The organism is Paraburkholderia sp. Ac-20336, from assembly GCF_017105025.1.
GTDB lineage: Bacteria > Pseudomonadota > Gammaproteobacteria > Burkholderiales > Burkholderiaceae > Paraburkholderia.
On the sequence record NZ_JAAGPS010000100.1, the window covers coordinates 14,992 to 29,198 of the forward strand.

At 63.4% G+C, this 14,207-nt stretch carries 14 protein-coding genes; 10 read left to right on the forward strand and 4 right to left on the reverse strand.

Features of this window, described 5'->3' with window-relative positions; translation table 11 throughout:
• Positions 1-83 precede the first annotated feature (83 nt).
• Positions 84-905: a Cof-type HAD-IIB family hydrolase gene (locus tag GXB81_RS23095; RefSeq protein ID WP_205990422.1), complete on the forward strand. Its 822-nt coding sequence runs from the start codon at positions 84-86 to the stop codon at positions 903-905.
• Positions 906-1,099: 194 nt separating this feature from the next.
• On the opposite strand, the gene GXB81_RS23100 is transcribed toward GXB81_RS23095, so the two are convergent.
• From GXB81_RS23100 to aqpZ, 3 genes are all read right to left on the reverse strand, one after another.
• Positions 1,100-1,390 carry a PXPV repeat protein gene (locus tag GXB81_RS23100; RefSeq protein WP_205990423.1) on the reverse strand — a complete coding sequence of 97 codons (291 nt, stop codon included), beginning with the start codon at positions 1,388-1,390 and terminating at the stop codon, positions 1,100-1,102.
• Between the two features lie 285 nt (positions 1,391-1,675).
• Positions 1,676-2,398 carry a histidine phosphatase family protein gene (locus GXB81_RS23105; protein WP_205990424.1) on the reverse strand — a complete coding sequence of 241 codons (723 nt, stop codon included), beginning with the start codon at positions 2,396-2,398 and terminating at the stop codon, positions 1,676-1,678.
• Positions 2,399-2,582: 184 nt separating this feature from the next.
• Entirely contained in the window at positions 2,583-3,323 is a 741-nt protein-coding gene (gene aqpZ, locus GXB81_RS23110; RefSeq protein ID WP_167047264.1) for an aquaporin Z, read from the reverse strand.
• Between the two features lie 284 nt (positions 3,324-3,607).
• Between aqpZ and GXB81_RS23115 the strand changes: the two genes are divergently transcribed.
• Complete coding sequence (locus GXB81_RS23115; RefSeq protein ID WP_167047267.1) at positions 3,608-3,910, forward strand: H-NS histone family protein; 303 nt, start codon at positions 3,608-3,610, stop codon at positions 3,908-3,910.
• Between the two features lie 290 nt (positions 3,911-4,200).
• Here GXB81_RS23115 and GXB81_RS23120 read toward each other — a convergent pair whose 3' ends face one another.
• Entirely contained in the window at positions 4,201-5,265 is a 1,065-nt protein-coding gene (locus GXB81_RS23120; RefSeq protein ID WP_205990425.1) for a glycosyltransferase family 4 protein, read from the reverse strand.
• 788 nt (positions 5,266-6,053) lie between these two features.
• On the opposite strand from GXB81_RS23120, the gene flhD reads away from it, so the two are divergent.
• From flhD to GXB81_RS23160, 8 genes are all read left to right on the forward strand, one after another.
• On the forward strand, positions 6,054-6,374 hold the full coding sequence (gene flhD / locus GXB81_RS23125) for a flagellar transcriptional regulator FlhD (protein ID WP_167285293.1): 321 nt from the start codon (positions 6,054-6,056) through the stop codon (positions 6,372-6,374).
• Positions 6,374-7,096: a flagellar transcriptional regulator FlhC gene (gene flhC, locus GXB81_RS23130; RefSeq protein WP_240159207.1), complete on the forward strand. Its 723-nt coding sequence runs from the start codon at positions 6,374-6,376 to the stop codon at positions 7,094-7,096. Before flhD ends, flhC begins: the two co-directional genes overlap by 1 nt.
• 134 nt (positions 7,097-7,230) lie before the next feature.
• On the forward strand, positions 7,231-8,091 hold the full coding sequence (gene motA / locus GXB81_RS23135) for a flagellar motor stator protein MotA (protein WP_167047273.1): 861 nt from the start codon (positions 7,231-7,233) through the stop codon (positions 8,089-8,091).
• Between the two features lie 16 nt (positions 8,092-8,107).
• Complete coding sequence (gene motB, locus GXB81_RS23140; protein ID WP_167047276.1) at positions 8,108-9,115, forward strand: flagellar motor protein MotB; 1,008 nt, start codon at positions 8,108-8,110, stop codon at positions 9,113-9,115.
• A gap of 86 nt (positions 9,116-9,201) precedes the next feature.
• Positions 9,202-9,579, forward strand: coding sequence for a response regulator (locus GXB81_RS23145; RefSeq protein WP_167047279.1), 378 nt, complete (start codon positions 9,202-9,204; stop codon positions 9,577-9,579).
• Between the two features lie 107 nt (positions 9,580-9,686).
• On the forward strand, positions 9,687-12,035 hold the full coding sequence (gene cheA, locus GXB81_RS23150; protein WP_205990426.1) for a chemotaxis protein CheA: 2,349 nt from the start codon (positions 9,687-9,689) through the stop codon (positions 12,033-12,035).
• Between the two features lie 126 nt (positions 12,036-12,161).
• On the forward strand, positions 12,162-12,692 hold the full coding sequence (locus tag GXB81_RS23155; RefSeq protein ID WP_167047285.1) for a chemotaxis protein CheW: 531 nt from the start codon (positions 12,162-12,164) through the stop codon (positions 12,690-12,692).
• A 63-nt stretch (positions 12,693-12,755) separates the two neighbouring features.
• The coding region (locus GXB81_RS23160) for a methyl-accepting chemotaxis protein (RefSeq protein ID WP_205990427.1) at positions 12,756-14,207 on the forward strand (1,452 nt) is incomplete at its 3' end.

Sequence of the window (14,207 nt, forward strand, 5' to 3'; positions counted from 1 at the left end):
ACCTGCGGCAGCCGCCACGCCCGCCAACGGTAAAATACGCACTTTGACGCTGCCCTGACGGCTCACAACCGCCGGTTCTCACCATGTACAAAGTCATCGCCACGGATCTCGACGGCACGCTGCTCAACGCCGACCATCAGGTGGACCCGTTCACGGTTGCCACGGTGCGCAAGCTCGAACGCGACGGACTGCAGTTCGTGATCGCCACGGGGCGGCATTATTGCGACGTCGCGGGAATTCGCGACCTGCTCGGCATCAACCCGTATCTGATCACGTCGAACGGCGCGCGCATTCACGCGCCGGACAACACAGTCATTCACGCCGACGACCTGCCGCCTGCCGTCGTCCAGCGGCTCGTGCAACCTGACATTGCCGGTGCGCATGGCCGCGCGATCGTCAATCTGTTTGCCGACGCGGCATGGCTCATCGATCGCGACGCGCCCGATCTGCTGAAGTTTCATCAGGACTCGGGCTTCACCTATGAAGTGACCGATCTGCCGAATCACGATGGCGCCGACATCGCGAAGGTGCTGTACATCGGCGATCCGGCCGATCTCGCGCAGATCGCGGCCAATATCGAACGCGAATTCGGCGAGCGCCTGTACGTAACTTATTCGTTGCCGGATTGTCTGGAAGTGATGACGGCGAATGTGTCGAAGGGGCGCGCGTTGCAGATCGTGCTCGAGCGCCTTGGCATCGATGCCGCGCAATGCGTCGCGTTCGGCGACAACATGAACGACATCGATCTGCTCGAAACGGCCGGCCATCCGTTCATGATGAACAACGCCAATCCCGACCTCGTCACGCGTCTGCCGCATGTGCCGCGCATCGGCAACAACTTCGAGGCGGGCGTGGCGCACCATTTGCGCAAGCTCTTCTCGCTCGGCGACGAACTGGCTTCCTGAACCGGAATGAAACCGGCCCGCATTCGCTTTCGCGGAGGCGGGCCGGTGGTGGCGCGAACGCCCGATCGTGCGGGCTTCGATTGATCGCGAACTGCCGATTGATGCCAATGGCGAGCCAGCCGGGCTGGCGCAGCGTCATCCACGCCGATTCCCGATACAACCCAGCCGACGTTCAACCCGCCTCGGCTCGATTCTCAATCCCGCCAGCCACGATGCCCGCCGCGATCGTCGCGGCCCCAGTGGCGGTCGTTGTGACCCCAGCCGCGGTCATAGCGGCGATAGTCGCGGTAGTAGCCATGATCGTAGCGATGATTCCAGCCGCCGTAGTACACCGGCTCCGGTGCCGCGTAGACGCGCGCGGGGGCGGCATAAACCGGAGCGCCGAGCGACAGGCCGATGTTCAGATCCGTATGCGCTTGCGCGACTCCGCATGCGCCCGCCGCGAGTCCGGCAGCAACCAGCAGGTGAGTGACGATGCGTTTCATGTTGTTCTCCTGTGAAGCGACGTAGGTTTGTCGCACAGGACCAATGTACGCACCGAGGGCGGTTCGGACTGCGACGAGATGTTACGGACTGCAAGCATCGTCGAGGCAATCGAAGGGCGCCGGAAATCTGATGCGTTCGCGGCGGTCATTCGCCGCGTCGCGCCGGATGCACCGCTATGTAAGGCTGTACGGCTGACGGGCGCATCCGGCCGCGTCGCGTATCGCTCGTTGCATACGACCCACGTCGCAACGCGCGTAATAGCGGCTTACATTTGTATTACCCGATTAATCGGCCGCATTCGCTGAAGCGCCGCTTGCGGCCGCCGATGCAGCCGGCAGTGCCGCGCAAGGGCAATCGGCCGCGCGTCCGTCCAGGCCTTCCCGATCGTGTTTGAAGCTCGCACGAGGCGTGCCGTTTTGCCAGTCGAGCCGAACGATATAGATGCTGTCGAAATCCGCGCTGCGCCACTTCGGGACGTCGGCCGCGTTGCCGCCATATGCGCTCATCATTTGCCGCGACAGTTTTTCGATCAGCCGGTGTTCCCATGCGATGACGATCAGCTTGCCCTGGTTGGCCGGATCGGCGAGCGCATTGCCCAACTGGTCGATCTGCGCAAAACCGTACGGCGTTTGCACGGGCATCTGAAATTGAATGGCGGTCGGCTCGATCGTCGCGAGCGGACGGACGTAATAGTAGGGATGGCCGTTGTCGTCTTTCTGCTGACCGGGATCCGGCGCGTAGATCGCATCGGGTTTGCCGAATTTGGCGGCGATGACGGCCGGCAGGGCGAGAGCACGGTTGAGCCCCTGGCAGTCGAGCTGACCGTAGCCTTGAGCGGGTTTCTCGCCATGTCGAACGAAGACGAGCGTTTCGATATTGCCGTCTGCCTTCTCCGTGACCGCCGCTGCAGGCGTCGCCGCATGCGCCGCCTGCAGCGCGAGTACGCCGGCGCACAAGCTGCCGATCGAAAGTGCTGCGCCATGCAGCCATCCACGGAAACGATTCATCGGTCACCCCTGTGCAAAAGGCCGTGATGTCGTCCGATTCTAGCAGCGCGCTTCCTTAATACGCGGTGGCTGGCTTATGCCGCACTCTCGTTCGATTGCATAAAAAACGGGCGCCGTAGCGCCCGCTTTTACTGATTGCGCCATTCACGCAATTTACACAATTACGCTTTGCACAAGCGCTTCGTCAATCGAGCGCCAGTTGCTGTGCATTGTCGCTGCGATTTTCGGCGAGGAGCGGATAAACGACGCCCGCGATTACCGCGCCGATAATCGGCGCAACCCAGAACAGCCACAGCTGATCGACCGCCGCGCCGCCGACGAACAGCGCCGGGCCGGTCGAGCGTGCCGGGTTGACCGACGTGTTGGTGACCGGAATCGAAATCAGGTGGATCAGCGTCAGGCACAGGCCGATCGCGATCGGTGCGAAGCCGGCCGGCGCGCGCCGGTCGGTTGCGCCGAGGATCACGAACAGGAAGAAGCCGGTCATCACGACTTCGCAGATGAACGCCGCGGCGAGCGAGTAATGGCCCGGCGAGTGCTCGCCGTAACCGTTCGTGGCAAAGCCGCTGGCGACGAGATCGAAGCCCGGCTTGCCCGACGCGATCAGCGACAGCACGAACGCACCGAGCACCGCGCCGATCACCTGCGCGACGATGTACGGCAGCAGGTCACGCACCGGAAAGCGGCCGGCGACGGTGAGGCCGACGCTCACGGCCGGATTCAGATGGCAGCCGGAAATATGGCCGATTGCAAACGCCATTGTCAGCACGGTCAGGCCGAATGCGAGCGACACGCCGACGAAGCCGATGCCCAGACCGTGAACCGGCCCGGCAAAATTCGCCGCGAGAACCGCGCTGCCGCAGCCTCCGAGTACGAGCCAGAAAGTGCCGAAAACTTCGGCGACAAGGCGCTTTGACAGCTGCATGATTGGTAATCCTAAAAAAGTGCTCAGGGAGCATGAATCGCTAACGACGAAAACATGCCTTGAGCGCGCAATTCTAGTCAGCAGAATCCAATTCGAGTGTCAAGAATTGTCAAGGCTGTGTCGCTTATGGGGATTATTATGGGATAAACCGAAGGTTTTACAATTCACCAGATTTTAATAATTATCAGAGGAAATCTTCATAAATGGGTATTATTGGCCATTGCGAATTTTTATAATTACAGTTAGTCTGCGGTCGAATGAGTTCTAGAAAAGGGGAGAACCGAATGTCTCAATATGCAGACCTCAAGGCGCAGATCGCCAAATTGCAGGCACAGGCAGAAGAAGCACGCCGCACGGAGATCGACAATGTCATCGCTGACATCCGCCAGAAGATCGCCGAATACGGTCTGACCGCGCAGGATCTCGGCTTCGCAGTCGCCGCCAAGCGCGGCCGTCCGCCCAAGAAGACGCCGCTGCCGGCGAAATACCAGGACCCGAAATCGGGCAGTACGTGGAGCGGGCGCGGCAAGCCGCCCAAGTGGATCGTCGGCAAGAATCGCGAGCGCTTTCTGATCGGCTCGGTCTGAGTTCGCGGCCGTGGCTGTGAAAGCGGGCTGAAGGTTTTTCGGCCGCCGCTTTTATCGGCGATGGGGCGTGCGATATGAAAGCTCAGCCATGCCGGCATTAAAAAAAGCCGCCCCCGTGGGCGGCTTTTTCTTGGCGATCACGAAGATTACCGTGATTTCCCCGCACGCAAACGATTTCCATGCCGGATTTGTCCGCTATGGGTTCGTTTGAAGCGAACGGCTCAGTCCGTTATTCAAAGCCCGCTGAAAGCAGCCGGAAGCAAAAGTTTCCGGCTGCCTTTCAAACGGGTTTAGCCGACCGCCACCTGGCGCAATACCGGGCGGCTCGCCGTTTCAATCAGTGCCGAATAGCCGTCGATATAGTTCTGCGCCATCGTTTTCGAGCTGAAACGGCGTTCGAATTGCGTGCGGATTTCGCTGCGCGACAGCTCGTCGAGACGCTGCAGCGCGGCCACCGCGCCCTGCACGTCCTCGACGATGTAGCCGGTCACGCCATGATCGATCACTTCCGGCACCGAGCCGCGGTTGAACGCGATCACCGGCGTGCCGCACGCCATCGACTCGATCATCACGAGGCCGAACGGCTCCGACCAGTCGATCGGGAACAGCAGCGCCTTCGCGCCCGACAGGAACTCGGGCTTCTGCGCCTCGTTGATCTCGCCGACGAACTCCACATGCGCCATCGACAGCAACGGCTCGATCTCGCGCTTGAAGTACTCCATGTCGACCTTGTCCACCTTGGCGGCGATCTTCAGCGGCAGACCGCTTTGCGCAGCGATCTTGATGGCTGTATCGACGCGTTTTTCGGGGCAGATGCGGCCGAGGAACGCCAGATACTCGGGCTTCCTGTGCGGCTGCGGCGTGAGCAGTTGCTCCGGCAGGCCGTGATAGATCGTGTTGAGCCAGTTGGCCTGCGGCAGCGGAATCCGCTGCGAATCCGAAATCGACACGACCGGCACATGCGAGAACGCGTCGAACACCGGTTGCAATTCAGGCAGATCGAGACGGCCGTGCAGCGTCGTCACGAACGGCGTGTCCATGGTCGTGAAAAGCGGAAACGGCATGTAGTCGAGGTGAAAATGCAGTACGTCGAACTCGTGCGCGACCTTGCGCACCTTTTCCAGCATCAGCACGTGCGGCGCCAGTGCGTCGCGAATCGTCGGATCGAGGCGCAGCGCGCGCGGCCAGCATGCCTCGAGATTCGCGGACGTGACCGAGTCGCCGCTCGCGAACAGCGTGACGTCGTGTCCGAGGTCGACCAGTGCCTCGGTCAGGTACGACACGACGCGTTCGGTGCCGCCGTAGAGTTTCGGCGGGACGGCTTCATACAGCGGCGCAATTTGTGCGATTCGCATGCGGTTTCTCCTGTGTCAATCGGAGTGGACGCTTTGAGGCGTGCTCCGATCCCTTGCGAAAAGGGGGGGGTTACTAGGGGCTTCGCGCTGCGGCGCTCGAATAGCGCGAGGAGCGAATGCCACGGACGGCTGGGCGCGGTTTGCCCCCGCCCGAGGGGTGCTCCGAATCGGCATCGGGTAATCCCTTAGCTTCATTATCGGGATGAACCGCGCTAATTCGAGTTATTTTTCAAACGCTTAATGTTGTTACAGCGCGAAACATGAGCCGCTACAGCTCAATCGACAGGCTGTCCCGATACTCGGGACGCGTGTTTGCGCATAGTAAACAAACACTCAAAAACGCGTACGCGAGCCGAGCAAGCCGCGCGCCCGGGCGATCGGACGGCAATCGGGAATCGTCTAATAGGGCTTTATTGCAGAGCGGTGAAAAGGTCTTATAATCATCGGCCACCGCCCCGCGGTGCGACGATAGGCCGCTGCAAACTCACCATTCGGCACATGGCATCGCCCCGGAAATTCCCAAAGTGCATAGCACGTCCCTGCCCGCGCGCCGCTTCATCCCATTTATTGCATCGGCTCAGCCTGGTATGTAGGAAAAATTCCTACATAAATGACGGATTAATCCGTCAAAAAGGCAGGGTGTCTCTCCGATTTTCGGCAGCTCCCCCTTTCGAGACAATGCTTGCAACACAGGAAACGAGCCGATTCGCACACTTCGGGTGAATGCGTTCGAGCAAACGTTTTCGCAAAATGGCCTGACCAGCCAGATAAACGTCCGGGGGGAAATCATGAGCACGAATAGCGATATGCTCAATGAGATCAGAGAAGTTAACCTGTCTTATCTCCTGCTCGCGCAGCGTCTGCTGCGCGAAGACAAGCCTATGGGCATGTTTCGCATGGGAATCTCGGATCAGCTCGCAGAGGTGATCGCCAATCTGTCGCTGGCGCAGACCGTCAAGCTGGCGGCGTCCAACCAGATGCTGTGCCGTTTCCGTTTCGACGACCACGCCGTGCTGTCCGCCCTCGCGGACAAGGACAAGGCGAGCGTCGTCGCGCAGGCGCACTCGGCAATCCTGATGGCGAGCCAGCCGGTCGAGCAACTCGGCTGATGGCCGGTAAAAGCGTCGTACTCGAAGTCAGGGAAATCACTCTCGCCATCGAGCTGATCGAACTCGGTGCGCGTCTGCAGTTGCTGGAAGCGGAAACCAGCCTGTCGCGCGACCGGCTCATCAGGCTGTACAAGGAACTGAAAGGGGTATCGCCGCCCAAGGGCATGCTGCCGTTTTCGACCGACTGGTTCATGACCTGGCAGCCGAACTTTCATTCGTCCCTGTTCTACAACACCTACCGCTTCATCACGGACCACGGCGGTTGCCGCGCGATCGAGTCGATCGTGAAGAGCTACCGGCTCTATCTGGAACACGTTCAGTTGCACGGCGACGAGCCGGTGCTGAGCCTCACGCGCGCATGGACGCTCGTGCGCTTCTTCGACTCCGGCATGCTGCAGATGAGCACCTGCTGCCGCTGCGGCGGACACTTCGTCGCCCACGCGCACGAACCGCGGCGCGGCTTCGTCTGCGGGCTGTGCCAGCCGCCCTCGCGCGCGGGCAAGACGAAGAAATCGGCTGAGCGCGCCGGCACGCCCGCGAGAACGGCAACCGTGGGGATGGCCGGCGCCAGGGCGCGCGGGGCAGGCAACGTCCGCGACGCCGTGGGCGCAACCGCCGCAGCTACGGCCACGGCCACTGCTGCCATGCGTGCCGTCAATGCAGTCAATGCCGCGCGCACTGCCATGACGCCCGAGCCCGTCGTCGTCGCCGCTGGACCCTGATCCTTCCCCTAACGCCCCTCAATACCTCGGGCGCACACCCGAGCGCAGCAGCGCTTTTCCCCGAAAGTTTTCCGCACGACTGCCGTAAACAAAACTAACGACGGCTCCCGTCGCTTTTTTGTGAGGGCTCGGCAGTGCTGATTTTCGTGGGAACACTCGTGACGCTATTGTCCGTTTTCGGCGGTTACGCGCTCGAAGGCGGCCATCTCGGCGCGCTGCTGCAACCCGTTGAAGTGCTGATGATCGCCGGCGCCGGATTCGGCGCGTTCATTCTCGGTAACGGGATGAAGACGATCAAGGCAACGCTGCGCGTTATCCCGACCCTGTTCAAGGGGGCCAAATACAACAAGGACGTCTATATGGAGCTGATGGCGCTCCTCTACGTCCTGCTCGCGAAGGCGCGCAAGGAAGGCACGCTGACGCTGGAAGCCGACATCGACGATCCGTCGAAGAGCCCGATCTTCACGCAGTACCCGAAGATTCTCGCCGACAAGCACATCATCGAATTCCTGACCGACTATCTGCGCCTGATGGTCGGCGGCAACATGAACGCGTTCGAGATCGAGAGCCTGATGGACGAGGAGATCGAGACGCACCACCAGGAAGGCGAAGCGCCCGCGCACGCGCTGACCAAGGTCGGCGACGCGATGCCGGCGTTCGGCATCGTCGCCGCGGTGATGGGCGTGGTCCACACGATGGCCTCGGCCGACAAGCCGCCCGCCGTGCTCGGCGAGATGATCGCCCAGGCGCTGGTCGGCACCTTCCTCGGCATTCTGCTTTCGTACGGGCTGATCGGGCCGCTCGCGAGCGTCGCCGAGCAGCGCGTGACCGAGTCGACCAAGATGTTCCAGTGCATCAAGGTGACGATCCTCGCGAGCCTGAACGGCTACGCGCCGGCCATTGCCGTCGAGTTCGGCCGCAAGGTGCTCTTCTCGACCGAGCGCCCGTCGTTCGCCGAGCTCGAAGAGCACGTGCGCCGCGTCAAGGCCAAATAACCAGGCGGCTAAACCGATGAGCAAGGACAAAGACCGCGCGATCGTCGTCAAGCGTTCCACGCCGAAGAAGGCCGGCCACCACGGCGGCGCGTGGAAGCTCGCGTACGCGGACTTCATGACCGCGATGATGGCGTTCTTCCTGCTGATGTGGCTGCTGAGTTCGGCGTCCACGGTGCAGTTGCGCGGCATCGCCGACTACTTCAACCAGCCGCTGAAGATCACGCTGTGGGGCGGCGATCGCAGCGCGGAGGATTCGAGCATCCTGAAGGGCGGCGGGCGCGACATCTCGACCGACGCGCAGGGCGTGACCCGCTCGACCGACGGCAGCAGCAGCCGCGCCGAGCGCAGCGCGTCGCACAACAACGAAGACTCGGTGAAGCAGTTGCAGGGCGAGCTCGAACGCCAGGAGCAGGTGCGTCTGCACGACCTGCAGGTCAAGCTGATGGCCGCGATCGAGGCGAATCCGGTGCTGCGGCAGTTCAAGCAGCAGATCCGCATCGACTCGACGCTGACGGGCCTGCGCATCGAGATCGTCGATTCGCAGAAGCGGCCGATGTTCGCGACCGCCAACGACGAAGTCGAGCCGTACATGCGCGACATCCTGCGCGAGATCGGCCACACGCTGAACGACGTGCCGAACCGCATCATCGTGCAGGGCCACACCGACGCCGTGCCGTACGCGGGCGGCGAGAAGGGCTACAGCAACTGGGAGCTGTCGGCCGATCGCGCGAATGCGTCGCGCCGCGAGCTGATCGCGGGCGGCATGGACGAAGCGAAGGTGATGCGCGTGCTCGGCCTCGCCTCGACGCAGAACCTGAACAAGGCGGACCCGCTCGATCCGGAGAACCGCCGCATCAGCATCATCGTGTTGAACAAAAAGTCGGAAGAGGCGCTCGATCACGACGACTCGACGACGACCACCTTGTCGGACGACGCAGCAGGCTCGAAGCCGTTGCTGCAAAAACTTGCGCAGCCGGCGACGGCTGCACCGAAGCCGACGGCGTCAACGCCGCCGGCCCAGTAACAGGAACAGGATTCGGCCGCCGGGCCGGAACGCGCCTCGCCGGCGCGCTCCGCCCGGGGCCGGGGTTTAAGCGCAGCGAGGTTTTCATGATCAGGCACATCCTGGCAATCGACGATTCGGCATCGATGCGGCAGATCCTTGCCGCGACGCTGACGAGCGCCGGCTATGAGGTCACGCTCGCGGCGGACGGCAACGAGGGGCTCGAAAACGCGCTCGCGACGTCGTTCGATCTCGTGCTGACCGACCAGCACATGCCGGGCCGGACCGGTCTCGATCTGATCGCCGCGCTGCGCGGCAATCCGGCGTACCAGGCGACGCCGATTCTCGTCCTCACGACGGAATCGGGCGAGTCGTTCAAGAGCGCGGCGCGCGAGGCGGGCGCGACCGGCTGGATCGAAAAGCCGCTCGACCCGGACCTGCTGACCGAACTGGTCGCGGCGCTGGCCGAGCCGGAAGCGACCTGACAGGCGGAACCGGTGCGGCAAGCGCCACCTTCGGACACAGTACATAGCTCTCGACGCGGCTGCACGGCAGCTCACGCTCAGACAGGAACTCTCGCGGTGACCCAGGCATGACACTCGACATCACACAGTTCTATCAGACCTTCTTCGACGAAGCGGACGAACTGCTCGCGCAGATGGAGCAACTGCTGCTCAATCTGGACGTGGCGCGCCCGGACCCCGAAGACCTCGCGGCGATTTTCCGCGCCGCGCATTCGATCAAGGGCGGCGCGGCGACCTTCGGCTTCACTGCGCTCACGGAGACGACGCACATTCTCGAATCGCTACTCGATCGCGCGCGCAACAACGAACTCGTGCTGCGCAAGGACATGATCGACACGTTCCTCGAAACCAAGGACGTGCTGTCGGGCCAGCTCGCCGACTACCGCGCGAGCGCCGAGCCCGATACGGCGGTGGCGCGCGCGATCTGCGCGAAGCTCGAACAGCTGCATGCGGAAAGCCGCATGGGCGGCGCGCCGGCAGAGGCACCGGCGGCGGCCGCACCGGTCGCAGCCGCGCAGGTACAAGTGCAGGCACAGGCACGCGCAGCGGAACACGCAGCACCAGAACAAAACGGCACCCCGCCCGAGCACGTCGTCGAACAGGCGGTGCAAGCGGCGGCGGGCGAACGGACCGGCGACGGCGAGGCAGAAGCCAAGGCCGACGGCGCCGGTCCTCATCTGAAAATTACGCTACGGGGCGTGGGAGAGAAAGACCAGGAACTGCTTGCCGAAGAGCTGGGCAACCTGGGCAATATCGTCGGGCAGGTCAAGAGCGGCAGCGATCTGATGCTGTGGCTTTCGACCGACGTACCTTCCGACGACATCATCGCCGTGTGCTGTTTCGTGATCGACGAAAGTCAGATCTCGATCGGCCGCGGCACCGCACCGGCGGATGAGGCGCAGCAAGGCGAACCTGGAACGCCCGATGCTGCCGCTCAGTCGCCGGCGCAAACCGTGTATGTCGCGAGCGCTGTTCCGGCGGCGCAGCCGGTCGGTTACGCGGAGCATGCGGCCGTGTCGGCCACTGCGGTCTCACTGGCTGCGCCCGCGGGCGCAGCCAGTGAGACCGGCGGCGCCGAGCCGGGGGCGTCGTCCGCCGTGTCGGTGCAAGCGGTTCAGGCGGTTCAGGAGGCTCAGGCAACAGCGGCGGCGAAGCCCGCTGCCGGCGCACCCGCCGACCCGGACCGCAAGGCGGGCCGGACGGCCGCGGCGGCGGCCAATGGCGAAGGCAGTTCGATTCGCGTCGGCGTCGAGAAGGTCGATCAGCTAATCAACTTGGTGGGCGAACTGGTGATTACGCAGGCGATGCTTGCGGAAACCACCAGCACGTTCGACCCGGCGCTGCACGACCGGCTCTTCAACGGCATGGCGCAACTCGAACGCAACGCGCGCGATCTGCAGGAAGCGGTGATGTCGATCCGCATGATGCCGATGGACTACGTGTTCAGCCGCTTCCCGCGTCTGGTGCGCGATCTCGCGGCGAAACTCGGCAAGGAGGTCGAACTCGTCACCTTCGGTCAGGCGACCGAGCTCGACAAGAGCCTCATCGAACGGATCATCGATCCGCTCACGCATCTCGTGCGCAACAGTCTCGACCACGGCATCGAAACCGTGGAAGCGCGGCGCGCGGCGGGCAAGGATTCGACTGGCCAGCTGGTGCTGTCGGCGGCGCACCACGGCGGCAACATCGTGATCGAGGTCAGCGACGACGGCGCGGGCCTGCGCCGCGACAAGATTCTCGCGAAGGCGGCCAGGCAGGGCATGCAGGTCAGCGACACGATGAGCGACGAGGAAGTCTGGAACCTGATCTTCCTGCCGGGCTTCTCGACGGCGGAGCAGGTCACGGACGTGTCGGGCCGCGGCGTCGGCATGGACGTGGTGAAGCGCAACATCCAGTCGATGGGCGGTCACGTCGAAATTACGTCGCACGCGGGCAAGGGCAGCACCACGCGCATCGTCTTACCGCTCACGCTCGCGATTCTCGACGGCATGTCGGTGAAGGTCGGCAACGAGATTTTCATCCTGCCGCTGAACTTCGTGATGGAGTCGCTGCAGCCGCTGGCCGAAGACATCTACACGGTCGCTAACGGCGAGCGCGTGGTGCGCGTGCGCGGCGAATATCTGCCGCTCGTCGCGTTGCACGAAGTGTTCAACGTCGCGGATGCGAAGCAGGACCCGACCCAGAGCATCGTCACGATCATGCAGACCGAGGGGCGCCGCTTCGCGATGCTGATCGACGAACTGGTCGGCCAGCAGCAGGTGGTCGTGAAGAATCTGGAAACGAACTACCGCAAGGTACACGGCATTTCCGCCGCGACCATTCTCGGCGACGGCAGTGTCGCGCTGATCGTGGACGTGGCGGCGCTCAATCGCGAATCGCGTCATGCGCATGGGCACGGCGCGATGAGTCTCGCTTGAGGCCGGGCATGAGCGGCGCAAGAGGCACAAGAGGTATGAGCGGCACGATCGCGCGGGCGGCATCCGCACCGGCAGTCTCCGCAACACACATTCAACCCATTTCATCCCAACCGTTTGGGGGCTAACGTGGCAGAAGTCCAATCCATCAATTCGAGCGCCGCGAGCGGAGCGAACGGTCGCCGCGACACGCAGCAGGCGGACGCCGGCGGTCAGGAATTCCTCGTCTTCACGCTCGGCGCCGAAGAGTACGGCATCGACATCCTGAAGGTGCAGGAAATCCGCGGCTACGACAACGTGACGCGCATCGCCAATGCGCCCGAGTTCATCAAGGGCGTCATCAACCTGCGCGGCATCATCGTGCCGATCGTCGACATGCGCATCAAGTTCCATCTGGGCCGCGTCGAGTACGACCATCAGACCGTCGTGATCATCCTGAACGTCGCGCATCGCGTGGTCGGCATGGTCGTCGACGGCGTCTCGGACGTGCTCACGCTCGCGGTCGACCAGATCATGCCGGCGCCCGAATTCGGCGCGACGCTGACGACCGAGTACCTGACGGGCCTCGGCACGGTCGACGGTCGCATGCTGATCCTGATGGACATCGAGAAGCTCATGACCAGCTCCGAGATGGCGCTGACCGAAACGCTCGGCGTCTGAGCGCCGCGTGAACGGCAGCAGCAAGGCAAACCGCAAGGAAAACATGGCAATGGGAGCGTCAAGATGCTGAGCAGGTGGTCGATCCGCACCTCGCTGACGATGGTGGGGATTTTTCTGGTTGCGCTGACCGTGGTGGCCGGCGCGCTCGGGCTGACGGCGCTCAAGCGCGCCAGCGCCTCGCTCGATCGCCTCGCGCGCGGCGAGTTCGTCGCGATGCATGCGCTCGACGACGCGTCGGCGTATCTGCTGCGCGCGCGCGTCGCGGTCGACCGCTTCAACACGATGACGGCGGCGGGCAATGCGGAAGAAGCGAAGCAGACGCTCGGCCGGGCGCAGGAATTGCTCGATAAGGGCAATCAGAGTTGGCAGGTGTATCTCGACACGCCGAAGCACGGCGTCGATCAGGCGTTGCTCGACGACGTGGCCACCAAACACACGACCGTGATGCACGACGGCGTGGACGCGGAATTCGCCGCATTGAACGCGAACAACCTCGACGCGTATCACGCGATCGCCGACATGAAGATCAGCCCGATGTTCATCGCCTACGACACGGCTTCGGCCGCGGTCATCAAGGCGTTGCAGCAGAGCGTGCTCGATCAGCAGGCGAGCGCGCAGTCCAATGCCTCGCTGATGATGACGCTGATCGGCGCCGTGACCGTGCTCGCGCTGCTGCTCGTGTTCGGCATCCGCTTCGCGCTGGGCCGGCTCATCGTGCAGCCTCTCGCGGACGCGACCGCCTGCTTCGAGCGCATTGCCGCGGGCGATCTGTCGGGCACCGTCGAGGTGTTCAGCCGCAATGAAATCGGCCGGCTGTTCGACGGCATCCGGCGCATGCAGGAAAGCCTCGCGACGATGGTGCGCGCGGTGCGTAGCAGCACCGAGTCGATCGATACCGGCGCGCGCGAAATCGCCATGGGCAACACCGATCTGTCGCAGCGCACCGAGCAGCAGGCCGCGTCGTTGCAGGAAACCGCGTCGAGCATGGATCAGCTGACCGGCACCGTGCGGCAGAACGCCGAGAACGCGCGCCAGGCGAGCCAGCTTGCCGTGAACGCATCCGACATCGCGACGCGCGGCGGCGACGTGGTGAGCCAGGTCGTCACGACGATGCAGGCGATCGCGAGCAGTTCGAACAAGGTCGTCGACATCATCGGCGTGATCGAGGGCATCGCGTTCCAGACCAACATCCTCGCGCTGAACGCGGCGGTCGAGGCCGCGCGCGCCGGTGAGCAGGGGCGCGGCTTCGCGGTCGTCGCGGGCGAAGTGCGCAGCCTCGCGCAGCGCAGCGCGAGCGCCGCGAAGGAGATCAAGGAGCTGAGCGGCGATTCGGCCGACAAGGTGCACAGCGGCTCGGAACTGGTGGGCCGCGCGGGCACGAAGATGGACGAGATCGTCCAGGCGGTGCGGCGCGTGACCGACATCATGGGCGAGAACAACGCCGCCTCGGAAGAGCAGTCGGGCGGCAGAGTGGGAGAGAGTCGGGGAGGGAAAGGTGGTGAAGGTGAGCGGAGA

Excerpts from the sequence above, each read along its gene's own strand:
- GXB81_RS23115 (WP_167047267.1), top strand. The coding sequence starts at position 3,608 with ATGTCTCAATATGCAGACCTCAAGGCGCAGATCGCCAAATTGCAGGCA.
- GXB81_RS23145 (WP_167047279.1), top strand. The coding sequence starts at position 9,202 with ATGATCAGGCACATCCTGGCAATCGACGATTCGGCATCGATGCGGCAG.
- cheA (WP_205990426.1), top strand. The coding sequence starts at position 9,687 with ATGACACTCGACATCACACAGTTCTATCAGACCTTCTTCGACGAAGCG.
- GXB81_RS23095 (WP_205990422.1), top strand. The coding sequence starts at position 84 with ATGTACAAAGTCATCGCCACGGATCTCGACGGCACGCTGCTCAACGCC.
- flhC (WP_240159207.1), top strand. The coding sequence starts at position 6,374 with ATGGCCGGTAAAAGCGTCGTACTCGAAGTCAGGGAAATCACTCTCGCC.
- flhD (WP_167285293.1), top strand. The coding sequence starts at position 6,054 with ATGAGCACGAATAGCGATATGCTCAATGAGATCAGAGAAGTTAACCTG.
- GXB81_RS23100 (WP_205990423.1), bottom strand. The coding sequence starts at position 1,390 with ATGAAACGCATCGTCACTCACCTGCTGGTTGCTGCCGGACTCGCGGCG.
- GXB81_RS23105 (WP_205990424.1), bottom strand. The coding sequence starts at position 2,398 with ATGAATCGTTTCCGTGGATGGCTGCATGGCGCAGCACTTTCGATCGGC.
- motB (WP_167047276.1), top strand. The coding sequence starts at position 8,108 with ATGAGCAAGGACAAAGACCGCGCGATCGTCGTCAAGCGTTCCACGCCG.
- GXB81_RS23120 (WP_205990425.1), bottom strand. The coding sequence starts at position 5,265 with ATGCGAATCGCACAAATTGCGCCGCTGTATGAAGCCGTCCCGCCGAAA.
- aqpZ (WP_167047264.1), bottom strand. The coding sequence starts at position 3,323 with ATGCAGCTGTCAAAGCGCCTTGTCGCCGAAGTTTTCGGCACTTTCTGG.